This is a genomic window from Myroides sp. C4067 (genome assembly GCF_038039665.1).
GTDB classification, from domain to species: Bacteria; Bacteroidota; Bacteroidia; order Flavobacteriales; family Flavobacteriaceae; genus Flavobacterium; species Flavobacterium odoratimimum.
In genome coordinates, this window is record NZ_JBBPHJ010000003.1 from 217,285 (window position 1) to 241,153 (window position 23,869).

Annotated in this window: 19 protein-coding genes; 6 read left to right on the forward strand and 13 right to left on the reverse strand. The window is 36.8% G+C overall.

Annotated features, from left to right (window positions below; genetic code table 11):
* The first annotated feature begins 43 nt into the window (after nucleotides 1-43).
* From AABL87_RS03355 to AABL87_RS03365, 3 genes are all read left to right on the forward strand, one after another.
* Entirely contained in the window at nucleotides 44-580 is a 537-nt protein-coding gene (locus AABL87_RS03355) for a DUF4625 domain-containing protein (RefSeq protein WP_341276938.1), read from the forward strand.
* Between the two features lie 133 nt (nucleotides 581-713).
* Complete coding sequence (locus AABL87_RS03360; RefSeq protein WP_006257626.1) at nucleotides 714-2,819, forward strand: prolyl oligopeptidase family serine peptidase; 2,106 nt, start codon at nucleotides 714-716, stop codon at nucleotides 2,817-2,819.
* A 339-nt stretch (nucleotides 2,820-3,158) separates the two neighbouring features.
* Nucleotides 3,159-3,518, forward strand: coding sequence for a hypothetical protein (locus AABL87_RS03365; RefSeq protein ID WP_225581463.1), 360 nt, complete (start codon nucleotides 3,159-3,161; stop codon nucleotides 3,516-3,518).
* A 255-nt stretch (nucleotides 3,519-3,773) separates the two neighbouring features.
* Here the strand turns inward: AABL87_RS03365 and AABL87_RS03370 are convergent, their stop codons facing one another.
* The 8 genes from AABL87_RS03370 to AABL87_RS03405 all read right to left on the reverse strand — a co-directional run bounded on the left by AABL87_RS03370 (nucleotide 3,774) and on the right by AABL87_RS03405 (nucleotide 10,182).
* On the reverse strand, nucleotides 3,774-4,529 hold the full coding sequence (locus AABL87_RS03370) for an SDR family oxidoreductase (protein WP_259638063.1): 756 nt from the start codon (nucleotides 4,527-4,529) through the stop codon (nucleotides 3,774-3,776).
* A 70-nt stretch (nucleotides 4,530-4,599) separates the two neighbouring features.
* A complete protein-coding gene (locus AABL87_RS03375) occupies nucleotides 4,600-5,190 on the reverse strand; it encodes a DUF1684 domain-containing protein (RefSeq protein WP_006257623.1) in 591 nt (196 codons plus the stop codon).
* Nucleotides 5,191-5,288: 98 nt separating this feature from the next.
* Nucleotides 5,289-5,762 carry a Dps family protein gene (locus AABL87_RS03380; RefSeq protein WP_006257622.1) on the reverse strand — a complete coding sequence of 158 codons (474 nt, stop codon included), beginning with the start codon at nucleotides 5,760-5,762 and terminating at the stop codon, nucleotides 5,289-5,291.
* Nucleotides 5,763-5,938: 176 nt separating this feature from the next.
* On the reverse strand, nucleotides 5,939-6,415 hold the full coding sequence (locus AABL87_RS03385) for a hypothetical protein (RefSeq protein ID WP_006257621.1): 477 nt from the start codon (nucleotides 6,413-6,415) through the stop codon (nucleotides 5,939-5,941).
* 75 nt (nucleotides 6,416-6,490) lie between these two features.
* Nucleotides 6,491-7,210, reverse strand: a complete 720-nt coding sequence (gene mtgA / locus AABL87_RS03390) for a monofunctional biosynthetic peptidoglycan transglycosylase (RefSeq protein WP_006262636.1) — start codon at nucleotides 7,208-7,210, stop codon at nucleotides 6,491-6,493.
* Between the two features lie 155 nt (nucleotides 7,211-7,365).
* Nucleotides 7,366-8,082, reverse strand: coding sequence for a 3-ketoacyl-ACP reductase (locus tag AABL87_RS03395; RefSeq protein WP_006257619.1), 717 nt, complete (start codon nucleotides 8,080-8,082; stop codon nucleotides 7,366-7,368).
* Between the two features lie 66 nt (nucleotides 8,083-8,148).
* The gene (locus AABL87_RS03400) at nucleotides 8,149-8,919 is read right to left on the reverse strand and encodes a DUF3050 domain-containing protein (RefSeq protein WP_253112343.1); all 771 of its coding nucleotides are present in this window, start codon (nucleotides 8,917-8,919) and stop codon (nucleotides 8,149-8,151) included.
* Nucleotides 8,920-9,003: 84 nt separating this feature from the next.
* Nucleotides 9,004-10,182 carry an acyl-CoA dehydrogenase family protein gene (locus AABL87_RS03405; RefSeq protein WP_006262638.1) on the reverse strand — a complete coding sequence of 393 codons (1,179 nt, stop codon included), beginning with the start codon at nucleotides 10,180-10,182 and terminating at the stop codon, nucleotides 9,004-9,006.
* A gap of 447 nt (nucleotides 10,183-10,629) precedes the next feature.
* Here AABL87_RS03405 and AABL87_RS03410 point away from each other — a divergent pair, with 447 nt between their 5' ends.
* From AABL87_RS03410 to AABL87_RS03420, 3 genes are all read left to right on the forward strand, one after another.
* Nucleotides 10,630-11,724: a TlpA family protein disulfide reductase gene (locus AABL87_RS03410; protein ID WP_341276947.1), complete on the forward strand. Its 1,095-nt coding sequence runs from the start codon at nucleotides 10,630-10,632 to the stop codon at nucleotides 11,722-11,724.
* Nucleotides 11,725-11,903: 179 nt separating this feature from the next.
* Nucleotides 11,904-12,530 carry a chloramphenicol acetyltransferase gene (locus AABL87_RS03415; RefSeq protein ID WP_341276939.1) on the forward strand — a complete coding sequence of 209 codons (627 nt, stop codon included), beginning with the start codon at nucleotides 11,904-11,906 and terminating at the stop codon, nucleotides 12,528-12,530.
* A gap of 1 nt (nucleotide 12,531) precedes the next feature.
* Nucleotides 12,532-13,029 (forward strand): NUDIX hydrolase, encoded by a 498-nt coding sequence (locus AABL87_RS03420; RefSeq protein WP_341276940.1) that lies wholly within the window; start codon nucleotides 12,532-12,534, stop codon nucleotides 13,027-13,029.
* Between the two features lie 180 nt (nucleotides 13,030-13,209).
* Here the strand turns inward: AABL87_RS03420 and AABL87_RS03425 are convergent, their stop codons facing one another.
* The 5 genes from AABL87_RS03425 to thrA all read right to left on the reverse strand — a co-directional run bounded on the left by AABL87_RS03425 (nucleotide 13,210) and on the right by thrA (nucleotide 23,864).
* A complete protein-coding gene (locus AABL87_RS03425) occupies nucleotides 13,210-14,049 on the reverse strand; it encodes a DUF4349 domain-containing protein (RefSeq protein WP_341276941.1) in 840 nt (279 codons plus the stop codon).
* 1,139 nt (nucleotides 14,050-15,188) lie between these two features.
* Nucleotides 15,189-16,148, reverse strand: coding sequence for a methylenetetrahydrofolate reductase [NAD(P)H] (metF, locus tag AABL87_RS03430; protein ID WP_341276942.1), 960 nt, complete (start codon nucleotides 16,146-16,148; stop codon nucleotides 15,189-15,191).
* Complete coding sequence (gene metH / locus AABL87_RS03435) at nucleotides 16,145-19,876, reverse strand: methionine synthase (protein ID WP_006262644.1); 3,732 nt, start codon at nucleotides 19,874-19,876, stop codon at nucleotides 16,145-16,147. Before metH ends, metF begins: the two co-directional genes overlap by 4 nt.
* Nucleotides 19,877-19,921: 45 nt before the next feature.
* A complete protein-coding gene (locus AABL87_RS03440) occupies nucleotides 19,922-21,115 on the reverse strand; it encodes a trans-sulfuration enzyme family protein (RefSeq protein WP_006266180.1) in 1,194 nt (397 codons plus the stop codon).
* A 346-nt stretch (nucleotides 21,116-21,461) separates the two neighbouring features.
* On the reverse strand, nucleotides 21,462-23,864 hold the full coding sequence (gene thrA / locus AABL87_RS03445) for a bifunctional aspartate kinase/homoserine dehydrogenase I (RefSeq protein WP_006257606.1): 2,403 nt from the start codon (nucleotides 23,862-23,864) through the stop codon (nucleotides 21,462-21,464).
* Nucleotides 23,865-23,869 lie beyond the last annotated feature (5 nt).

Genomic DNA, 23,869 nt, shown 5'->3' on the forward strand with positions numbered 1-23,869 from the left:
GCTAAGTATAAAGTCACAATCTGGATTTTTAAACATTAAAAAAATGAAACAATTAAAATATATAGCAAGCGTAACTTTATTAAGTAGTATATTATTTACATCATGTCTGAAGAGTGATTCAGATGTAGATACTCAAAAACCTGTGATCGTGTTAAACGCACCAGAAGAAGGAGCTAAATTAGAAGCAGGAGAGACTATCCACTTTGATATGGATGTATCAGATAATATCGCCTTAGGGTCTTATGATATTGACATTCACTCAGCTGAGGGGCATACGCATACACACAGTGTATCTGTACGACATGCTGACCACGATCATGACCATGATCACGATGATGAAGAGAACGCACACCGCAAATCGTTTAAATATAAAAATAGCTGGGATGATATCTATGGACAGCGAAATGCACATATACATCACCACGAAATCTTAATAGACAAAGAGGCAAAGAGAGGTGAATACCACTTTGTAGTAAAAGTATTAGATAAGGCAGGTAACCAAGCTATGGAATTTAGAACTGTGAATATTGTAAACCCAGGAGAGGGAGATCATGATCCCGACCATGAACACAAGCATTAATAATAGGAAATAATGTTAATATATAGAGAGTAAGGAGGATTCCTCCTTGCTCTTTATATATTTATGGATATATTTACTAACTTATTATTTAAGAAAACAATAACTAACTTAAACATTTATGAGAAAAACACTTATGACTTTACTAGTTGCTACAATCATAGTTTCTTGTAAGCAAGGAGCTACGGAAGAAGCAAATGTAGAACTAAAGTACCCAGACACGAAAAAAGGTGAGGTAGTAGATACTTACTTCGGTGTAGAAGTAGCTGACCCATATAGATGGTTAGAAGATGATAGATCAGAAGAAACTGCTGCTTGGGTAAAAGCAGAGAACCAAGTTACTTTTGATTATTTAGCTCAGATTCCTTTTAGAGATGACCTAAAGAAACAAATGGAAGAGGCATGGAACTACGAGAAGATCGGTGCTCCATTTAAAGAAGGTAAATACACTTATTTCTTTAAAAATGACGGGTTACAGAATCAGTCTATTTTATACCGCAAAGATGAAGCTGGTAAAGAAGAAGTATTCTTAGATCCTAACACATTCTCTAAAGATGGTACTACATCATTAGGAAGTATTGATTTCTCTGAGGATGGTTCTAAAGTAGCTTACGCTATCTCTGAAGGTGGAAGTGACTGGAGAAAGATTATCGTTCTAGATGCAGAAACAAAACAAGTGATAGGTGATACATTAGTAGATGTGAAGTTTAGTGGTGTTTCTTGGTTTGGTAATGAAGGGTTCTATTACTCTAGTTATGATAAACCAACAGGTAGTGAATTATCTGCGAAGACAGATCAACATAAATTATATTACCACAAATTAGGTACAGCTCAGAAAGAGGATGCTCTAATCTTCGGAAAAGATCAGAAGAGACGTTACGTAGGTGGAGGAGTGACTAGTGATAATAAATATTTAATTATTACAGCTGCTAATTCTACTTATGGAAACGAGCTTTATGTGAAAGATCTAACTGTAGCGAATAGTCCTATTGTTACTGTAGTAAATAACTTCGATAGCAGTAATGGAGTATTAGATAGTAAAGATGGTAAATTATATATCGTAACAGATTATAAAGCACCTAACACAAGAGTAGTAACTGTAGATGCTAAGAACCCAGGACAAGCGAATTGGGTTGACTTTATCGCAGAAACGAAGAATGTATTGACACCTTCAACAGGAGCTGGATATATCTTCGCTAACTACCTAAAAGATGCTGTAGCGTATGTAGAGCAGTATGACTATACAGGTAAAAAAGTGAGAGTAGTAGAATTACCAGGAGTTGGAACTGTTGGTGGTTTTGGTGGTAAAAAATCAGACACTACATTGTACTATTCTTTCACGAACTATATCACTGCAGGAAGTATCTATGCTTTCAATCCAGTAGATGGTACGTCTAAAGTATATGAGCAACCTAAAGTGAAGTTTGACTCTTCTCAATATGAGTCTAAACAAGTATTCTATACTTCTAAAGACGGAACTAAAGTACCGATGATCATTACACATAAAAAAGGTCTTAAGTTAGATGGTAAGAATCCTACTATGCTATATGCTTACGGAGGGTTTAATATTAGCTTGACTCCTTCATTTAGCATTGCTAATGCTATTTGGTTAGAGAATGGTGGTGTATATGCTGTACCAAACCTTAGAGGTGGTGGAGAGTATGGTAAAGAGTGGCACGTAGCAGGTACTCAATTACAAAAACAAAATGTATTTGATGACTTTATCGCTGCAGGTCAGTACTTAATTGACAATAAATATACTTCATCTGATTTCTTAGCTATTAAAGGTGGATCTAATGGAGGGTTATTAGTAGGAGCTACTATGACTCAACGTCCTGATCTTATGAAAGTAGCTTTACCAGCAGTAGGAGTATTAGATATGTTGCGTTACCACACATTCACAGCAGGTGCAGGATGGGCGTATGACTATGGTACTTCAGAAGATAGCAAAGAGATGTTCGAGTACTTAAAAGGATATTCTCCTCTACACAATGTGAAAGCTGTAGCATACCCTGCTACAATGGTAACTACTGGAGACCATGATGATAGAGTAGTACCAGCGCACAGCTTTAAGTTTGCAGCTGAGTTACAAGCTAAAAATACAGGTAATAACCCTATGTTAATTCGTATTGAAACGAATGCAGGACATGGTGCTGGTAAATCTATTGCTCAACAAATACAAGAGCACGTAGACTTACAAGCATTTACATTATACAATATGGGTATCAAGAAACTGAAATAGGAAACAACAGTTTTTAAATCCAATAAAGGCGAGTCAATATTTTGACTCGCCTTTTGTTTTTTTAAGAGACCTATTTTTATTCGTTTAGTTATAGTTCAGTCCAGTATGTTATTGATTCAGTTTCTCTATTAGATTAATAATGATTCTAGAAAATATAGATGTCACTAGTATCACAATATCAGATGCATACCTATAATTTATATTGCTCTCACTTTACCAATTTTGCTTTCTTAAGATTAAAAGTGAAATAGAAATTCTCAATTTGTAACAAACAAGACATATCTTGACATATATTTTAGACTTTTAAAATGTATGTTTGTGGAAATTATAAACAAAAACATGAAAAAATTATTAGCTATATTTATAGTATTAATGTGTGTTATGAGTTTTAATTCTTGTTCAAAAGACGAAGAGTTGAACCCTATTAGTACTTACAGATTAAAAGTAACAACAAATCCTAAAGAGACATATTTAATATTAACTTATGAAGGTGTGGGAGGTAATAATAGATATGAAATAGAAGGTAATAGTGAAATAGAAATTAAACAAAGAAAACACCACTCTACACAAATAAAGGTTTTAGTTTCCAATAATCCTGATAACAAAGTTAAATCACCATATATAAAATTAGAGTTATTTAAAGGAAAGAAATTAATAGCTTCGAAAGAAGGTTCTTATTTTGTTCAATTATCTCATTAATTTTTTTCTTGTTTTTTACAAAGTCTATATAAGTACTTTCACTTTAAAGAAATAAAAGTGCAAAAAAGTCTTTGGACTGACTTTAAAAAGTTGGACAAATTGATGCAACTTTTTCAATACAAGTGAATGAGACTTACAAGCATTTACATTATACAATATGGGTATCAAGAAACAGAAATAGGAAACAACAGTTTTTAAATAAAATAGAGGCGAGTCAATATTTTGACTCGCCTTTTTAATTTATCGCCTTTTTCTTTATGATGTTTTTATCTTTGGAAAGCCTCCATCTACACTTAGCTCTGTACCTACTATGTATGAAGCGGCATCAGAAGCTAAGAACATGACTGCTTCTGCTACTTCAGACGCTTGACCGAAGCGCTGTATAGGCACCTGTGGTGCAAAGGAAGTCGTGAAAGATTCGACCTGTTCTTTGGATAAGTTTGATCGGTCGAAGTAATTCGTTTGGATAGGACCAGGAGATATAGCATTAACGCGTATTCCTCTACTGATTAATTCAGAGGCAAAGGTCTTAGTGAACGATTGTACAGCTGCCTTAGCAGCAGAATAGACACTAGAGTTTTGCATCCCTACTTCTGTGACAATAGAAGTGTTTAGCACAATAGCGCTATCACTAGACATAAGAGGTAAGACCTGCTGTACAGTGAATAGAGTCCCCTTAACGATAGTATTGAACATCTCTTCATAGTGCGTCTCGTCTATTAGTTCTAGTGGAGCATATTTGCCAAAACCAGCATTGACAAACACAATGTCTAAACGAGTAGTATAGTGTCGTAACTCTTCACCTAGACGCATAAGGTCTACCATATTACCTGCGTCAGAGACGATACCTATAGCCTGATGACCTAGTTCTGCTACTGTACTGTCGATAGTATGTTTATTTCTACCTGTGATGATGACCTGTGCACCGTGTTGGATAAATAGGAGTGCCGTTGCTTTACCGATACCACTAGTTCCACCAGTGATAAGCGCTATTTTACCTTTTAGTTTCATTTTACTGTATTTAGAAACCCAAAAGTATATTGACTCTTACTCACTCACAATCCGTTTCTTGCTACTCTGCTTATTCGTATTTATAATTTTTTACACCAGCATTTATTTCTACTTCTATGAAGTTTTGTTCAGGTGGTATAGGGCATGAGTACTTAGGGTTATACACACAGAATGGATTATAAGCCTGATTAAAGTTTAGAGTGATAAGGTCTCCTTCTGGTATCTCTAAATCTATATATCTACCTCCACCATAAGTAGTCACCCCAGAAGTAAGATCTGTAAAGGGTAAGAATAGATGATTAGCATAGTCTTCTTTCTTTAGGATATCTAGATCCTGAAAGACATCTACTTTATGTTCTTTTTTATCTAATGTAAAGTGTAGTTCTCCGTATTTGACATAATTCAGCTTATTCGAAGTCGTTGTAGGCATCGTAAAAGGCTTTTCGTCTGGTGTGCGAACTAGTTTAGCTTCTACAACATAATCTTCTGTTATAGGGAAGAAATCAAGTCCTTTAAACTTCTTTAGGGCATCCTTAGGTAATGGAGATGTTTTAGAGTCGCTAAACTCTTTGTTGAGTTCTTTTTGGAATACCTCTGCTCTTTCTATATCTGTTTTAGGTTGAGAACACGATACTAGTAGGGATAATACTGCTCCCAACATAAATAGCTTTTTCATATTGGTTATTGTTGTTTGAGGTAAAAGTAACAAAAAAGGTTTGCCCAAAAAAGGCAAACCTTGATATAATGTTGTTTCACTGATTATCCTAAGTGAGAACGTAGCATCCAAGCTGTTTTCTCATGCGCTTCCATTAAGCCGATTAAGAAGTCAGCAGTACTCTTATCATTAGACTCTTCGATAGCATCTATATTCTGTCTGATGAATGATACGATTACCTCATAGTCTATTAATAACTCAGCTATCCAAGACTTACTATCTGTATCTGTAGTTTTTCTCTCTTCTGTTAAGTGAGTTAGTTTTAAGTAATCTTTTAAAGAAGAAGGAGCATAGTGTCCTAGAGTTTTAATACGTTCTGCTACAGCATCTACATTCACTGCTAGTTCTGTATATAGTTCTTCGAAGTATACGTGTTTAGAATGGAAGTCTACCCCCGTTACGTTATAATGAGCATTTCTCGCTTTAGTGTAAAGGATAAACTCATCTGCTAATAATTTAGATAGTACTTCTGCATTGAATTGACGTGCGTTGTCTGTAAGACCGATATTTGTTTTCATAGTGTTTTGATTTTTTATTACTATGTAAATGTACGAAATATATTAGGCAATGTCATTGATACGTAATTGTTTATATTTATGAAGATATTAAAAATATCTATAAAATTTATAGTATCCTTATAAGAGTAAACAAAAAAAGGAGCTCGTCATGAGCTCCTTTCCGTATTCTATAAATACTATTTTTTTAGTTTGTCAGCTGCGTCTTTCATCGCACCTTTTACTTCATCAGCTTTCTTTTCAGTAGCTTCTTTCACTTCTTCTACTTTTTTCTCAGTAGCGTCTTTTACTTCTTCTACTTTTTCTTCAGTAGCATCTTTAGCGTTTTCTACTGCATCACCAGCTTTTTTGCTTACTTCTTCGAATTTAGCTTTAGCATCATCCCAAGTTTTTTGTGCAGCTTCTAAAGCTTTGTTAGCTTCTTCTTGAGCTTTTTTGTCTCCTTTTTTAACAGCTTCTTCTACTGCTTTCTTAGCATCAGCTAATTTTGTTTCAGCTTCAGTTTTAGCTTTTTCAAATTCTGATACAGCAGCTGATTCTTCTGTTGTAGCTTCTGTGTTTTCTACAGCTGGAGTTGTTTCTTCAGCTTTTGTGTCTTTACATGAAGTAGCGAATAATAATCCAACTACTGCGAATGATAACAATACTTTTTTCATAGGAATTTATTTTAGTTCCTAACAAAGTTATAAAAAAACTATGTTAATACTGTAATTTAAATAGTTAAAATAGGATTACTTCTTTTTATTCTCTGTTTTATTAGCTCCTTTCTTATTAAAATCGAGAGGACCGAAGTTGTTCACATAACGTGTGATTGTATTCTTTCTTTTCGCGATATATGGTCCAGAGTTATTGGCTTTATATCGTCTCGGACTCGGTAGGATGACCGCAATACCTGCTGCTTGATTAGCAGTTAAGCTCTTTGCATCTTTATTATACCAATGCTTTGCCGCAGCCTGTGCTCCATAGACACCATCACCCATCTCTATACTATTTAGATAGACTTCTAGGATTCTCTCCTTAGGCCATAAGAACTCTATCAGTACAGTGAAGTACGCTTCAAAGCCTTTGCGGATATAACTACGCCCTGGCCATAAGAACACATTCTTAGCAGTCTGTTGTGAGATGGTGCTACCGCCTTTGATCTTTTTGCCTTTTTCATTGTTCTTCATTGCTTTCTCTATGGCTTTAAAATCAAAACCATTATGCGTCAAGAAGTGTCCATCCTCACTAGCGATCACTGCCTTCTGTAGATTGACATTGATGTCGTCTAGAGGTACCCATTTATGTTGTAGTGTCATTGGTTTGCCGTCTTTGACCTGTTCATACAGTCTGATAAACATCAGTGGGGTATAAGGTACAGGGACAAAACGAAAGACTAGTACTGAGAAAATACTCAGTCCAAAAAAGAGAAGTGCTAGCTTTAAAAAGAAGCGTGTTATTTTTCGTATCATGACGAAAGAATGAATATAAATCGGCGCAAAAGTAAATAAAAAAACGGTTGCTAAATAAAAAAATACTACAATAAAAAACTCGCCAAAATAGCGAGTTTAGGTTGTAATCATAATAAGTAATAAGAAAGAATAGGAGTCAAACCTCTCCTTCTATTTTATTGAGGATTAGTTGTCCACAGCGATGCTGTTTTAACCATTGCTCTTCTTGGTAATCTCAATGTAGCTACGATAAGCTCTGCGAAGTCCTCTGGCTGTAAGATATGATCAGGGTTACCATCTGTAAGCCCTAATTCTATAGACATATCTGATGCGATAGTACTTGGCGTTAGCGTACATACTCTAATATTGTTTTTGCGTACTTCCTTCATTAGTGATTCAGACATCCCGATCACTGCAAATTTAGACGCAGAGTATGCAGACGTAGTTGCATTTCCGTTAAGACCAGCTGTAGAAGCTACGTTAAAGATATCTCCTTCATTCTGATCTATTAAGTGAGGTAGTACTTCTCTAGTCACATTATACACTCCCATCACGTTAGTAAGTAAGATCTCTTCCCAACGCTCAGCAGACATATCTGTGAATTTTCCGAATTCTGATATACCAGCATTGTTCACTAATATATCTACTCCTCCTAATGTTTCTATTAATTTAGCTATTTCAGCTTTTACTTTTGCTTTATCAGTCACATCGAATACGGCATAAGTAGCTTTCACTCCTAATGCTTCTAACTCTGTAACAGTTGCTTGTAATGTTTTCTCGTTTCTACCAGTAATAGCAACGTTTATCCCTTCTTGAGCGAAAGCAATAGCAGTAGCTTTACCTAATCCTCTTCCACCTCCGGTGATAATTGCGTTTTTACCTTTCAATTTCATGTTTTTAATGCTTTTGTGTAAATATATGTAAATTAATGAGAAATTAGTGTTTTGTAAACGTTAAACTTACTTGATTTTTATAAATTTTTCGATAGAATTCCACAAGTTATAACGTTTTATAAGTGCTTGTTTAGAGATTGCGATGACATCTTGCCACTTTTGTTGGTCATCTCCACATAGCTCAGAGATCATCTTCATCGCCATCGGACCATGCTCATCTCCATCTAGTTCGATATGACGTTCGAAGTAATACACTAGTTTTGTCAAGTCTGTTTCAGGGAAGTTTTGTTGAAAACCTTTTAAGATTTCGGTAAACATATCAGGTATCAAATCTTCGCGACCAAATGTGAAGGCTGCTGCGATCTCATGTGCTTTACCTCCTTCGATAGTCTTGAATGTGAAGTTTAAAAACTCTTTTACCCCTTCATCTAAGTCTGTCTGTGCTATCGCTTCGAAGATAGGTGTACCAGACTTAAGAGTGCGGATAAGTGCTTCGATAGCAGTAGTATCTGCTTTAGCCGTTATCATCGCATCTAAGTACATCTCGAAGTGGCTCAGACGCTGTCCATCATAGGCTAAGTCTGACTCTTCTGCTAGTACAATCTCATTGATCAAATAGCGTGTCTGCGGAAACTCTGAGGCAAACCAAGGAGTCGTAGTACAAGTCAATTGTTGTTGTAACGCTTTAAGCAATGACATAAAATCCCATACCGCATATACATGCCCTTCCATAAACGTACATAAGTGAGGGATAGTCTTTATTTTATGATAAAGAGGGTGTTGAAGTAACGCATTTCTTTCTTCAGCTATCTGTGCATTGATTTCTTGAATAGTCATATCTTCTAAAATTTAGTACAAAAGTAAAAAAGCTTCACCGAAAGGCGAAGCTCTTTGTATAAAGTTTATCTATAAAGATATTTATTACTTAAATGCAGGGAATCCTGTCACATCCATACCTGTTATTAACAAGTGGATATCATGTGTCCCTTCATAGGTCACTACAGATTCTAAGTTCATCATGTGGCGCATGATAGAGTATTCTCCTGTGATACCCATACCTCCCAACATCTGACGCGCATCACGTGCGATGTCTAATGCCATAGCCACATTGTTTCGTTTAGCCATAGAGATCTGTGCAGAAGTAGCTCTTCCTTCGTCTCTCAGTACGCCTAATCTCCAAGTTAACAACTGTGCTTTAGTGATCTCTGTGATCATCTCTGCTAATTTCTTTTGTTGTAACTGAGTCGCACCGATAGGTTTGTCGAACTGTATGCGCTCTTTCGAGTAGCGAAGTGCTGTGTCATAGCAGTCCATAGCAGCTCCGATAGCTCCCCATGCGATACCATATCTAGCAGAATCTAGACAGCCTAGAGGCGCTCCTAATCCTGATTTGTTTGGCAATAAGTTAGCTTTAGGTACTTTGACATTATCGAATATTAACTCCCCTGTAGCCGAAGCTCTCAGTGACCACTTATTATGTGTCTCTGGAGTAGTGAAGCCTTCCATACCACGCTCTACGATCAGCCCGTGTATACGCCCTTCTTCATTCTTAGCCCATACTACAGCTATGTCTGCGAATGGAGCATTAGAGATCCACATTTTAGCCCCATTTAGTAGGTAGTGGTCTCCCATATCTTTAAAATTAGTCAGCATCCCACCTGGGTTAGAACCGTGATCTGGTTCTGTCAATCCGAAGCATCCGATATACTCTCCCGTCGCTAGCTTAGGTAGGTACTTCATGCGTTGCTCCTCATTACCGTACTTCCAGATAGGGTACATCACGAGTGAAGACTGTACTGATGAGGTAGAACGAATACCAGAATCTCCTCTCTCGATCTCCTGCATGATTAGTCCATACGAAATTTGGTCTAATCCTGCTCCTCCGTATTCTGTAGGGATATAAGGACCGAATCCACCTATCTCGGCTAACCCTGGTATTAATTGTTTTGGAAATTCTGCACGTTGAGCGAAGTCCTCTATAATAGGAGAAACTTCTTTCTTCACCCATGCTCTCGCTGTATCTCTAATTAATTTGTGTTCATCACTTAACAAGTCATCTAATAAGTAATAATCAGGTGCCTGAAATAAATCTGGTCTCATATATCAATATCGTTTTTTGTGGTTGTATAACAAAAATAGACATTATTTCGAATTGACCAATTTTTACCTCTAAAAGAGAATATAAAAATTCAAATAAGTGTCATTTTTATACAAATAATGCTTTATTTCTATCTTAATCTATAGTAGAAGGTTCGGGTACAACCTGAATACAGTTCGGTAAACTACCTCTTATCCCAAGTAAATACTGGGTATTACCGAATAGCTTCCGAATAAAAATAAATGGAATAAGCTTAAAGTTTTGAATCATAGATGTCTATGTGTAATAAGAAAGTGCATATCTGTGCAAAAAGAGCTAATGAGGTCATTATCTCCATAAGAGGGCGGGGGATATTTGAAATCATAAAGAGGGAGAAGTTTATTCTTTGAATAATATTGTTCTGTATAAGTTGAATTACCTATCTTGTAGAGATTAAATAGTAAGCTATGATGAATAAAGTAATGATATTAATCGCATTATTCTTCTCTATAGGAATAATGGCTCAAGATAAACTACACGTAACAGGTAAGATTACGGGGATAGATAATAAGACTAAACTTAGTATCTCAGGAGGAGAGAAAGAAAAGGAGTTCTATCTAAAGGATGGTGTGATAGATGTAGAGGTTGATCTAAAAGAAGCACCTGCATCTGTATTTATAATAGTGTATTATGACAAAGATATTAAGTACACTTCTTTTTTCTTAGGTAACGAATCTGTGACTATCGATGCTTCTATTGATGATTTTCCTAATGAGGTAGTTGCTAAAAATTCGAAGTATGATGGATTGAGATATGAGAACTATTCATTAAGTAAAGATCTTGATAAGAAGCGCAATGATATTGACGAGATTATAGAAAAGGAAATCGGAGAGGGGTCTAAACCTGAAGTTGTATACGCTAAGTACAAAGATGAATTAGATGCTATTAGAAAAGAAAATGCTGGGCGTCAGTATGAGTTTCTTAAGAAACATATTAATACTGATTATGGTAGACATTTAATTAGGTTTTATGTAGATCAATTTACACTAGAACAGTTTAAGACTTTGTATAGCTTAGTGGATCCTATAAATATGGATAGAAGTGAGATTAAGTTTTTAAAGGCTTTATGTGATTCTAAACAGTTAGAAGTAGGAGATATATATTATGACTTTACCGCATTAGATTTGAAAAATAAGGAAGTTAGGTTCAGTGACTATTATAATGGTAAGTATGTTCTATTAGATTTCTCTAATGTTAACTGTGGCTATTGTTATATGGCGGCTCCTAAGACTGCTTTGATAGCTGAAGAGCTAAAGGATAAAGTAATGTATGTCACTTATCACACAGGTGATAATCTGAAAGAAGCTGAAGAGTATTATGAGCTAAAAGGAAAGAAAGGAAACATAATTTGGAATAAGGAAGGAGACCTTCACCCTATGATGGCTATGTACCGAAATATGAGCACTCCATCTTATTTATTATTTAGCCCTGATGGGAAGCTTATAAAAGAAGTTAATGGATCTAAGGCAGACCTTAAGTCGATTATATTAGAAGAGATAGAGTAATTTAAGTATACTAAGCACGGAATATACCCGTGCTTTTTGTTTTATAATGCGTCTTTATTTGAAGTTTTAAGATAGACGTATCTAAGGAATGATTATCTATTAAATATCAACAGGACAAAAGTCTTTTACCATCAAGAAGATTACATATATTTTCGCTGTGAATAAAACAACACAACAAAATGAGAACTAAGATTGATACCACTAAATGGGAGAGAGGGGAGCAGTATGCTTTTTTTAAACAGTTTACAGAACCTTTCTTTGGTATTACAGTGCAAGTAGATTGTACTACGGTGTATAATAGAGCTAAAGCGAATGAGGATTCTTTCTTCCTTACTTATCTACACGATGCACTTAGAGCAGCGAATGAGGTAGAGGTGTTTAGATATAGAATAGTGGATAACGAGGTATATCTGTATGATGAGGTACACGCATCACCTACCATCAATAGACCTAATGGGACTTTTGGGTTTACGTATATGAATTATTACGCTGATAAGCAGACTTTCTTCGCAGAGGCGAAAAAAAAAATAGAGAGTGTACAGCAGTCGACTTCATTATTACCTGCGTCGAATAGTGAGAATGTACTACATATCTCTGCCTTGCCATGGCTAGACTTTACGAGTATGAGTCATGCACGTAACTTTGACTTCCCAGATAGTTGTCCTAAGATTTCTTTTGGGAAAGTAATGGAGGAGAATGGTCGTAAGCGTATGGCAGTATCTATACATGGACATCATGCACTGATGGATGGATATCACGTAAGTCAATTCGTAGAACGTTTTCAAGAATTATTAAACGAACAATAGGATGAGTACAACTGCTGTTCCGTTAGGAATAAAAAGAATAGCAACACTGTGTGTGTTGAGAAATGGGAATAACTTTATGCTTCTAAAGCGTTTAAAAGAACCCAATAAAGATACGTATACTCCTGTGGGAGGTAAGATAGAACCTTTCGAAACTCCTGAAGAGGGGGTGATCCGTGAGACATTTGAAGAGACAGGGATAAGAGTAGATAAGGTGAAGTTCTGCGGTATACTGACAGAGACTTCTCCTGTGAAGTATAATTGGCTAAGCTATGTGTATGTAGCAGATATCGATGCTGTCACTCCTTCTGAGTGTAACGAGGGAACTTTAGAGTGGATAGCGTATGAGGACTTGCTAAATGTACCTACTCCGAAGACAGATTGGTTTATTTATAAGTATATCTTAGAGAGTAAGCCTTTTGTATTCCATGCTCTATACGATGGAGATTTGAATCTGTTAGAGATGAAGGAAGAGATTTCTAATGAGGAATTAGGAATTTAGAATTAGGAATGTTTGGTTTACGGTTAATGGTTCACAGTTTACGGTTTTTGCCTGTGGCATTAGGTATAGGTAGGGTGTTGCTGTAGAGACGCAAGATTTTGCGTGTCACATAAAGCAGGTAGTTATACAATTAAAGAAATATAAAAAGCCCTACTGTCACAGTAGGACTTTTGCTTTATGTTAGTTTATTTTATTCTGTTTTCTGCGTTTTCTGATACGTCTGATGATCAAGATTAATCCAATTGAGATTAAGATAAATGGCCAGATATAGAATAGCCCTATCACAAATGATAAAAGATTACTCCATCCAGAACCAAAGGCAGATGATACTTCATATCCAAAGCCTGTTGTTGATTCTCCTTTTTCATAGAAAGTTACCGTAAGGGTACTTAGTGATATTCTACTCTTTAGATACTTTAGTCGTCCTTCGAATGACTCAATATCTGCACGTAGAGTCCCTAGTTCTCTTTCTATTCTTAGAATATCATCTATTGTATTGGCGCGTTTAAGTAGTTCTTTATAGCGTTCTTCTATTTCTTTTTTCGTCTTGATTCTCGCTTCTATATCGATGAACTCTTCGGTTACATCTAGGGCATTGATATTTTTGCTATCTACTTTAGTGGCAGTCTGGGTAACTCCTTCTAACAAGGTTTCGAAGTTCTTTGCTGGTACGCGAATCACAATGGTATGTTCAGTGCGATTGCCATAGACGTTCGATGTGTCTTGTGATAGATATCCGTTGAGTTTTTTGCTACTTGCTACGATATTAGCTCTAGTTTCTTGTGCATTAGAAGTTTCAAAACGTATATTCCCTTCTTTGACTATCATACGCTCAGGTACAGTGATATCTTGAGTAGAATCTGTGGATTGTGGTGCTTCAGTAGTGGTTTCTGCAGCAGCATCTGTTGTGCTGATATCTTCTAAAGCAACAGCAGAGGTTTCTCCGTATTCTGTTGATTTAGAGCAAGAGGCTAATGTTATGAATAACATTAGGGTTAATAGTTTGAGTGTCTTTTTCATAGTTATTTTTTTACATTAACAAATGTAATAGATGGTTTAATATATAACCTATTAGAAGTTGAAAATATTGTTTTAAATCACTGATTATAGGGAGGAGTTTAATTAGGAATGGACAATTAGGAATGTTTTATATTGACCTATTAACTACAGTGTCCCACTTTCTGCTACTAAAATTGACTAAATGATGTCATTCATAGTCAGAATAGTCATTATTAAAAAGAACATTTGATAGGAGAAGTACTTTTGGAGGGTGATTGATAGTGTATCAGTTACCTTTTAAGTTCACTTAGAGGATGTTCTTTGAAATATTGTTTACGGTTCAGTATATTGTAGATACTGTGTTTGACACTCAAGATATGCGTCTCTACTTTATGTACGTTGTGGAGTTGTATGTGTAAGTTTTATTGTGCAACATTGGTGGTAGATGTTTGTTGTGGTTACTGTGTTTGACACGCAAGATATGTGTCTCTACTTTATGTACGTTGTGGAGTTGTATGCGTAATTTTTATTGTGGTTACTGTGTTTGACACGCAAGATATGCGTCTCTACTTTATGTACGTTGTGGATCTGTATGTGTAATTTTTATTGTGTAGCATTGATGGTAGATGTTTGTTGTGGTTACTGTGTTTGACACGCAAGATATTGCGTCTCTACTTTATGTACGTTGTGGAGCTTTATGTGTAAGTTTTATTGTGGTTACTGTGTTTGACACGCAAGATATGCGTCTCTACTTTATGTATGTTGTGGAGCTTTATGCGTAAGCTTTATTGTGTAGCATTGGTGGTAGATGTTTATTGTAGATACTGTGTTTGACACGCAAGATATGCGTCTCTACTTTATGTATGTTGTGGAGTTGTATGTGTAAGTTTTATTGTGCAACATTGGTGGTAGATGTTTGTTGTGGTTGTTACTGTGTTTGACACGCAAGATATTGCGTCTTTACCTTATGTACGTTGTGGAGCTGTATGTGCAAGTTGTATTGTGTAGAATGATATAGATGGTTGGTTTTTTGTGGAGTTATGATTTGTATAAAACATAAAACCTCTTGCCTAAAGACAAGAGGTTTATCACAACCAAAAAATTATAAATAACGAGCTTATTAGTTTGCAGTCTACAAATGGTCAACCGCTCCCTGTTCTCTAAACTGTTGCAAGCTTAATGATGTTCTTGATATTGTCAGATTTACCCATAGAGTAGTAGTGTACTATTTGGGTTCCTGCTTCTATTAATTCTCTTGACTGCTGCGCACACCATTCGATACCAATCTCGCGGATGGCAGCATTGTCTTTTGCTTTGAGTACCTCAGCAACCAAATCATCTGGTAAGTCAACTTTAAAACGTTGAGGTAATAGATTGAGTTGGCTTAAGGTAGCTAAAGGCTTTAGTCCTGGGATAATCGGCACATCAATACCTATAGATCTACATTTATCTACGAAGGCGAAGAACTTACTGTTGTCAAAAAACATTTGCGTAACGATGTATTCTGCTCCGTTGTCTATCTTCTGCTTTAGGTATTTAAGATCTGTGTCAAAGTTAGGTGCTTCCATGTGTTTCTCAGGGTAACCTGCTACTCCAACACAGAAGTCAGTCTTACTGGTATTCTCAAGTTCTGGGTCTAAATAGATACCTTGGTTAAGCTCACTTATTTGGGTAACTAGGTCAGAGGCATACTTATTTCCTTTGGGTTCAGGCTTAAAGTAAGTTTCGTTCTTTACAGCATCACCTCTAAGGGCTACAACATTATCAATACCTAAGAAATCAAGGTCTATGAGGAAGTTTTCGGTGTCTTCTTTGGTGAATCCTCCACATAAGATGTGCGGTATGGCGTCCAACTTGAATCTATTTTGGATAGCCGAACAAATGCCGACAGTTCCTGGTCTTTTTCTAACTGTTCTTTTTTCCCACAGTCCGTTGCCTGCTTCTTTGTACTCATATTCTTCTCGATGATACGTTACGTCTATGAAAGGAGGATCAAACTCCATTAGCGGTTCGATAGAGTCAAATATTCCTTGAATATTTTGTCCTTTTAAGGGAGGTAATATCTCAAAAGAGAATTGTGTTTTACCGTTTGCTTTTTGGATATGTTCTGTTACTTTCATGATTCGTTCGTCGTTAATTTATTATTTTGTGCTAAGTTGGGAGATAACCAACGTTCAGCTTCTTCTATTGATATATTTCTTCTATTGGCATAATCTTCTAATTGATCTTGTTCTATCTTACCTAACCCAAAGTATCTACTCTGTGGGTGGGCGAAGTAGTAACCAGATACTGCAGCAGCAGGGAACATCGCATAACTTTCTGTTAGACTAACACCTATTCGTTCTTCGACTTGTAGGAGTTTCCATATTGTGCCTTTTTCTAAATGATCAGGACAAGCAGGATATCCTGGTGCAGGTCTGATACCTTGATACGCTTCTTTTATCAGTTCTTCATTACTAAGGCGTTCTGCAGAAGCATATCCCCATATTTCTTTGCGGACACGATGGTGTAGATATTCTGCAAAGGCTTCTACTAAACGATCTGCTAATGCCTTCACCATAATAGCGTTATAGTCATCAAGGTCGTCTTCGTATTCTTTTGCTATTTCATCTACTCCAAAACCTGTTGAGACTGCGAATAAACCAATGTAGTCTTCTAATCCACTTTCTTTTGGAGCAACAAAGTCCGCTAAGGCAATATTCGGAGCCTTGATATTCTTTAATGATTGTTGACGCAGTGTTAATAACTTATCTAATGTTTCTCCTTGTTCATTGTACACTTCGATATCATCATCATTAACTTGATTTGCAGGGAAAATACCTAAGACACCTCGTGCTTCGAACCAACGTTCATTAATAATCTTGTCTAACATAATCAAGGCATCATCATATACTTGTGTAGCTGTCTGCCCGACTACCTCATCTGTTAATATCTGAGGGAACTTACCATACAACTGCCAAGAACGGAAGAACGGTGCCCAATCTATAAATGGCAATAATTCGTCTAACTCTACTGTTACGGTTTTCGTACCGATAAAGTTGGGTTTAACAATGTCTTTAGCATCCCATTCTATCTTGACTTTGTTAGCTCTTGCTTGTTCTATTGTGATATAGCTTTTGTCTCTTGCTCTACCTAAGTAATCGCGTCTTAGCTGATCATATTCTTCTCTGATGTTATCTTTAAATGTTGCTTCAATTTCTTTTTGTAATAACTGATTAGCAATGGTAACTGAACGTGAGGCATCGTGTACATGTACAACACAATTCTTGTACTCTGGTGCTATCTTCACGGCTGTATGAACACGTGAAGTAGTTGCTCCACCAATCATGATTGGAATATTGCTATTGACCTTGTCTAATTCTTTAGCTAAGTGTACCATCTCGTCTAAAGAAGGTGTGATTAAACCACTTAGCCCAATGATATCCACTTGTTCTTTAATAGCTGTTTCAATAATCTTCTCAGGTGGAACCATTACCCCAAGGTCTATAATCTCATAGTTATTACAAGCCAATACCACAGCTACAATATTCTTACCGATGTCGTGTACATCTCCTCTCACAGTAGCCATAAGTATCTTACCAGCATTACCTACAGAGGCTTCTGCATTCTGTTTTTTACTTTCTTCAATAAACGGAAGTAGATAGGCTACAGCCTTCTTCATCACACGTGCAGACTTTACTACTTGTGGTAAGAACATCTTACCTGCTCCGAATAGGTCACCGACTACATTCATTCCATTCATTAGGTATTGTTCAATGACTTGGATAGGTTGAGGTACGCTTAGACGAGCTTCTTCTGTATCTTCTATGACATAAGTCTCTATTCCTTTTACTAATGCATGTGTTAGTCGGTCTTGGATACTACCTGAACGCCATTCTTCTACTTTGATTTCGGTTGATTGAATAGCACTTTCATTTTTAATACTTTCAGCAAAGTCTAATAGGCGTTCAGTCGCATCATCACGTCTATTTAGCAACACGTCTTCTACGTGTTCCATTAGATCCTTGTCTACCTCATCGTACACTTCTAACATCTCAGGATTCACTATACCCATATTCATACCGTGCTGTATTGCATGGTATAAGAAGGCTGCATGCATCGCTTCACGTACTTTATTATTCCCTCTAAACGAGAAAGAAACATTACTTACACCACCACTTACATTGGCGTAAGGAAGGTTCTCTCTAATCCATTTGGTGGCATTAAAGAAGTCCAAAGCATTGTTGTTGTGCTCTTCCATTCCTGTCGCAACAGGAAATATGTTAGGGTCAAAGATGATGTCCTGAGGTGCGAAGTTCACCTGGTTGACTAATATATCATAAGAACGTTGACAGATCTCTATACGTCTTTCTAAGGAATCTGCCTGTCCTTTTTCGTCGAATGCCATTACTACAGAGGCAGCTCCATAGCGTTTGATTAATTTAGCGTGTTCGATAAATAACTCTTCTCCCTCTTTTAGGCTGATAGAGTTCACAATCGCTTTACCTTGTACTACGCGTAGTCCTGCTTCGATAATCTCCCATTTAGAGCTATCAATCATAATAGGAACTTTCGCAATATCTGGTTCAGAGGCTATAAGATTAAGGAAGTTAGTCATACAGTGTACACCGTCTAACAGCCCTTCATCCATATTAATGTCTATAACCTGAGCACCACCCTCTACTTGTTCTCTTGCAACAGCTAAGGCTTCGTCGAATTTCTCTTCTTTAATCAAACGCAGGAACTTACGAGAACCTGTAACATTGGTACGCTCTCCTATGTTGATAAAGTTAGCCTCGGCAGTTACATATAGTGGTTCTAATCCAGATAAGGCAAGTACGGGCTTTAGGTTGAATTGCTTTGGTTGTCTATCTTTACTGTGTTCTGCTACTGCCTGAGCAATTAACTTAATATGCTCTGGTGTAGTACCACAACAACCTCCGATAATCTGTACCAAGTTTTGACTCAAGAAGCTATCGATTAGTTCTTTCATCTCTGTTGGTGTTTGGTCATATTCTCCAAAGGCATTTGGTAAACCAGCATTCGGGTGAGCAGAGATATTCACTGCTGCGTGTTGACTTAGTTGTTTTACATACGGTTCTAATTGTTCTGCTCCTAAAGCACAGTTAAACCCTATACTCAATAAAGGGATATGTGCTATAGAAATCAGAAAAGCCTCGACAGTCTGTCCTGACAAGGTACGCCCAGAAGCATCAGTTATCGTACCTGAAATCATAATCGGAATATCGATACCTCGTTCTGCTTGTATCTCGTCTATAGCGAATAAAGCTGCTTTAGCATTAAGTGTGTCGAATATAGTCTCGACTAATAGTAAGTCACATCCACCGTCTAATAATGCTTCTGCTTGTTGTTTATACGCTATGCGTAGTTCTTCAAAAGTAATGGCACGGTATCCTGGATTATTTACATCAGGAGATAAACTCGCTGTCTTATTCGTCGGACCAATAGCTCCTGCTACATAACGAGGTTTATTAGGGTCTAAGGCCTCTACTTCGTCTGCTACTTCTCGCGCTATCTTAGCCGATTGGTAGTTTAGTTCGTATACTATATCTTCAAGGTGATAATCTGCCATAGCAATGGTAGTACCCGAGAAGGTATTCGTAGATAAAATATCAGCTCCTGCCAAAAGATATTGTCTGTGTACTTCTTTTACAGCGTCAGGTTGAGTGATAGACAACAAGTCATTATTTCCTTTTAAAGGATGAGCAAAATCAGCAAAGCGCTCTCCTCTAAAGTCTTCTTCTGAGAATCGGTAAGCCTGAAGCATTGTACCCATTGCTCCATCGAGTACTAATGTTCTTTGTTTTAATAGGCTTCTGATATCAGTATGTATAAGTGTTGTTGACATAATTTTCTCTTTTAATCAATGTTTTTGAAGTGTCTTGAACTTGTTTTACTGTGCAGCAGTTAAAGCTTGTTCTAAGTCACGGATAATATCTTTTGTATTCTCTAAACCGACAGATAGACGTATCAGGTTGTCTGTAATACCTGTGGCTATTTTTTCTTCTGCAGGAACTTTACTATGTGTGGTAGAAGCAGGGTGGGTAACGATAGTTCTACTATCTCCGAGATTAGCAGTGCGACTACATAACTGTAAAGCATCTAAGAATGTTCTACCCGCATCTAGTCCTCCTTTAATCCCAAAGGCAATGATGTTACCCCCTTGCTTCATTTGTTTTTTAGCAATTTCGTATTGTGGATGACTTGGCAAGAAAGGGTATTTGATAAATTCCACTGCAGGATGTTTTTCTAAATATTCTGCTATGGTCAAGGCATTCTCACAATGTCTGTCTACTCGTATAGCTAATGTCTCTAAGCTCTTAGATAACACCCATGCATTAAATGGAGAGATACTAGCACCTATGGTACGGGCAAACAGATATATCTTATGGATGTATTCTTTATATCCTACGGTAACTCCTCCACAGGCTCTACCTTGCCCGTCAATTAACTTTGTAGCAGAGTGCACTACGATATGTGCTCCTAAGGTAATAGGGTTCTGTAGATAGGGTGTAGCGAAGGTATTGTCAACGATAAAAATAAGGTTGTGCTTCTTTGCTATCTCTCCTAAGTAAGCTAAGTCTAATACATCCACTCCTGGGTTAGTAGGACTTTCTGCAAATAGAATCTTAGTGTTAGGTTTGATTAAACTCTCTACATCATATACTTGATTAAGGTCAAAGTAACTCGTCTCAACTCCCCACTCTGGAAAGGTATTACTGAATAACCCTCTCGTAGAACCAAAAATATTAGAACAAGAAACAATGTGATCACCTGTTTTTAATAATGGGAACAAGCTACAGTACACAGCCGCCATACCTGTAGCAAAGGCAAAACCTGCTTCTGCTTTTTCGAATATACGTATCTTCTCAACCAGCTCTGTTTGGTTAGGGTTAGTAAAGCGAGAGTAAGAGTATTGTTGTATTTCTTCTGCAAATACAGCACGCATATTCTCTGCATCGTCAAAGACAAAGCTAGAGGTTAGGTATAGTGGTGTAGAGTGCTCATTGTATTGGGAGCGCTCTGTCTGTGTTCTTATGGCTTGTGTCTCAAAACAACAGCCTTCTTCATTGTTTCTTGTATTCATCTTTATTTAGTTTACGGTTAACGGTTCACAGTGGACAGTTAACGGTGTTAGTCTTTAGTTTTTGGGTAATAGTTATATATCAAATACAAATCAAAAGTAGTCGCTTGTATAAAGTCTTTTTACATACTTGACTATTATGATCTAATATGATTATTATAGTATTAAATGGTAGCATAAAGTGGGACACTATAACGGTTCACAGTTTTCAGTTACCTGTTTGCAGATTTAATAGACTTGAAGAGCCTAGGGTGACACGGATAATAATCCGTCTCTACATTGGTATACTATGTGTACTCAATGCCGAAGGCAAGAACTGTTCACTGTCAACTGTCCACCGTTAACCAATTTATTTATCAGCTAATCTTAAGATATCTCCAAACACTCCGCGTGCCGTAACAGATGCTCCAGCTCCAGCTCCTTGGATAATGATAGGGTTGTCACCATAGCTCTCTGTATATATTTCGAATATACTGTCTGAACCTTTTAACTGTCCTAATGCTGAGCTAGTAGGTACTTCGATTAGCTTCGTTTCTAATACTCCTTTGTCTTCTTGTAAGTCACCTGATAGTTCTCCAACATAGCGAAGTACTGTATCTGGTGCTAAGCCTTGTTTTATCTTATCGAAATAAGGGTTTAGCTTCTCTAAACTGTTTAAGAACGTTGGTGTATCCACAGCTTGTAAGTCTGTTGGAATTAAGTTTTGGATATTAATCTCTTCGAACTCATTCTGTAGGTCTAACTCACGAGCTAGTATTAATAACTTACGTCCAACATCATTACCTGATAAGTCTTCACGAGGATCTGGCTCTGTATATCCTTTCTCTATCGCTTCTTTCAGTACTTCACTGAATGGTCTATCTTGGATAGAGTAGTTGTTGAAGATGTAGCTTAGACTTCCTGAGAACACTCCTTTTATCTTTGTGATATTTTCTCCTGATAAATGAAGTAGTTTAATCGTATCAATCAATGGTAAACCTGCACCTACGTTTGTCTCGTATAGATATTCTTTGTGGTTTGCCTTTAATGTTTGACGAAGCTCTTTGTAGAAGCTATACGATATTGTATTAGCGATTTTATTCGATGAGATAAGGTCAAAACCATTCTCTACTAATGGAATATAATTCTTGATAAACTCACCTGAAGCTGTATTATCTATCGCTATTAAGTTCTCTAAGTGGTTAGCATTCGCATAGTCGATAACTTCTTGGATAGTATAAGCAACACTTTTTTCTTTTAGATCTTCTCTCCAGTTACAGTTAATACCTCCATCGTTTAGCAATACTTTTTTAGAGTTACCAATAGCGAAGATGTTAAGAGCTATATTCTTTTTGCCTTCTATAGATTGAGCTGAGTGTAAGATCTGGTCGATTAAAGTTCCTCCTACTAATCCGTGTCCAAATACAGCGATGTTTATCTTCTTCGCGATACCGAATATCTGTCCGTGGATGACATTTAATGCTTTCTTCGCTTCTTCTTTACGAACAACTAAGCTTACGTTCTTTCCTGTTACCGTATTGTTGAATAGAATAGGAACGATCTTATTCTTCACCAATGCAGCATAAGGCTTGTCAAATGTGCTTAGGTTTTGACCGATGATAGAGATCACTGCTATATCTCGAATGATAGAGATGCTGTTCACATCACGAGTATAGAAATCATTAGAGAACTCTCTATTTAGAGCTTCTGCTGCTTTATCAGCATCTTTCTCTTCTACGATAAAACCTAATCCACGTTCTGAAGAACCTTGAGAAATAACACCTACACTAATTCCTTCATTTGCTAATGCTGTAAATACACGAGCATCAACTCCTACGATACCTAATAACCCACGTCCTTCAAACTGTATTAAGGCAACATTAGACTGTACAGAAAGAGACTTGATTCCTTTAGCAGTAGTCTTGTTAGAGATTAATGTTCCTTTGTTATCTGGGTTTAATGTATTCAAGATACGCAGAGGAATATTGTTTTCTACCAGAGGTAATATCGTTTTGGCATGTAAGATAGAAGCTCCGAAGTTAGCTAACTCATTTGCTTCATCGAAGTGAAGTTCTTCTATCTTCTGAGCGTTCTTTACCCAATCAGGATTAGCAGTATAGATACCGTCTACGTGAGTATAGTTTTGCAATTCATCTGCTTGAATAAAATTAGCTAATAGAGCTGCCGAGTAGTTACTACCATTGCGACCTAGTGTAGTCGTTTCCCCTTTTTCAGTTGCACCGATAAATCCTGTTACTACTGCAATAGTCCCTTTGTCTAAGGTAGCAAAGTAAGCTTGTGTTTTCTTTTTCGATACTTCATCTAATGCTTGTGCACTACCGAAGTTGTTATCTGTGATAAAGAATTGACGGCTATCTACAGCAATGGCTTTTATTCCTTTGGCATTTAACTGAGCAGCTAAAATCTTACTTGATATTAATTCCCCTTGTGCTAATACTTGGTCTTTAATTTTTAACCCGTAGTCTTCAATTAAAGAAACTCCTTCGTATAATTTGCTCAATACTTCTATTTCTGTATGTATATCTGCTTCATTGTGATATGCTCTGTTTTTGAACGCTTCAAAAGCAGTTGTATAATCTTGTTTAGTCTTTGCTAAGTCTAATATATTCTCTAAGGTATCTGTTGTATCTCCGATAGCAGAAACTACTATGGTAATAGGTCCTTCGTTTACCTTTTTCTTAATGATATTGATTACGTTGTCAAAAGCTTGCCCTGATGCAAGAGACTTTCCTCCAAACTTTACTATTTTCATGATGT

What these genes read in the sequence shown, in the direction of transcription:
- mtgA (WP_006262636.1), bottom strand. Translation starts at nt 7,210, where the DNA reads ATGATACGAAAAATAACACGCTTCTTTTTAAAGCTAGCACTTCTCTTT.
- AABL87_RS03385 (WP_006257621.1), bottom strand. Translation starts at nt 6,415, where the DNA reads ATGAAAAAAGTATTGTTATCATTCGCAGTAGTTGGATTATTATTCGCT.
- AABL87_RS03365 (WP_225581463.1), top strand. Translation starts at nt 3,159, where the DNA reads ATGAAAAAATTATTAGCTATATTTATAGTATTAATGTGTGTTATGAGT.
- AABL87_RS03420 (WP_341276940.1), top strand. Translation starts at nt 12,532, where the DNA reads ATGAGTACAACTGCTGTTCCGTTAGGAATAAAAAGAATAGCAACACTG.
- AABL87_RS03355 (WP_341276938.1), top strand. Translation starts at nt 44, where the DNA reads ATGAAACAATTAAAATATATAGCAAGCGTAACTTTATTAAGTAGTATA.
- AABL87_RS03370 (WP_259638063.1), bottom strand. Translation starts at nt 4,529, where the DNA reads ATGAAACTAAAAGGTAAAATAGCGCTTATCACTGGTGGAACTAGTGGT.
- AABL87_RS03360 (WP_006257626.1), top strand. Translation starts at nt 714, where the DNA reads ATGACTTTACTAGTTGCTACAATCATAGTTTCTTGTAAGCAAGGAGCT.
- AABL87_RS03405 (WP_006262638.1), bottom strand. Translation starts at nt 10,182, where the DNA reads ATGAGACCAGATTTATTTCAGGCACCTGATTATTACTTATTAGATGAC.
- metH (WP_006262644.1), bottom strand. Translation starts at nt 19,876, where the DNA reads ATGTCAACAACACTTATACATACTGATATCAGAAGCCTATTAAAACAA.
- AABL87_RS03425 (WP_341276941.1), bottom strand. Translation starts at nt 14,049, where the DNA reads ATGAAAAAGACACTCAAACTATTAACCCTAATGTTATTCATAACATTA.
- AABL87_RS03410 (WP_341276947.1), top strand. Translation starts at nt 10,630, where the DNA reads ATGAATAAAGTAATGATATTAATCGCATTATTCTTCTCTATAGGAATA.
- AABL87_RS03415 (WP_341276939.1), top strand. Translation starts at nt 11,904, where the DNA reads ATGAGAACTAAGATTGATACCACTAAATGGGAGAGAGGGGAGCAGTAT.
- AABL87_RS03380 (WP_006257622.1), bottom strand. Translation starts at nt 5,762, where the DNA reads ATGAAAACAAATATCGGTCTTACAGACAACGCACGTCAATTCAATGCA.
- metF (WP_341276942.1), bottom strand. Translation starts at nt 16,148, where the DNA reads ATGAAAGTAACAGAACATATCCAAAAAGCAAACGGTAAAACACAATTC.
- AABL87_RS03440 (WP_006266180.1), bottom strand. Translation starts at nt 21,115, where the DNA reads ATGAATACAAGAAACAATGAAGAAGGCTGTTGTTTTGAGACACAAGCC.
- thrA (WP_006257606.1), bottom strand. Translation starts at nt 23,864, where the DNA reads ATGAAAATAGTAAAGTTTGGAGGAAAGTCTCTTGCATCAGGGCAAGCT.
- AABL87_RS03400 (WP_253112343.1), bottom strand. Translation starts at nt 8,919, where the DNA reads ATGACTATTCAAGAAATCAATGCACAGATAGCTGAAGAAAGAAATGCG.
- AABL87_RS03375 (WP_006257623.1), bottom strand. Translation starts at nt 5,190, where the DNA reads ATGTTGGGAGCAGTATTATCCCTACTAGTATCGTGTTCTCAACCTAAA.
- AABL87_RS03395 (WP_006257619.1), bottom strand. Translation starts at nt 8,082, where the DNA reads ATGAAATTGAAAGGTAAAAACGCAATTATCACCGGAGGTGGAAGAGGA.